Below are 241 nucleotides of genomic sequence, written 5' to 3'. Positions count from 1 at the left end.
CACAGCTTTCTCCAAGCCTCTCAACCTCCCAGGGATCCATGAGTTCACAGCCATGGGCCTGCTGGACAACAGGATGATTGACTACTATGACAGCACGACTAAGAGAAAGGAACCCAAGCAGCCGTGGATGAAGGAGAAGCCGGACAAGGACAACTGGGAGAAAGGCACCGAGGCACGCAAGAGCAAGGAGCAGTGGTTCAAAGTCAACCTGGGGATCCTCAAAGAACGAAATAGACACAGG

At 53.1% G+C, this 241-nt stretch carries 1 protein-coding gene; it reads left to right on the top strand.

From position 1 onward, the window contains the following. Positions 1-241: hypothetical protein (locus IEQ44_RS16440; RefSeq protein WP_193639478.1), on the top strand; the 241-nt coding region annotated here is incomplete at both ends.

It is taken from the genome of Nocardioides malaquae (genome assembly GCF_015070385.1).
GTDB classification, from domain to species: Bacteria; Actinomycetota; Actinomycetes; order Propionibacteriales; family Nocardioidaceae; genus Nocardioides; species Nocardioides malaquae.
This window is presented reverse-complemented; position numbering and strand designations above follow the sequence as displayed.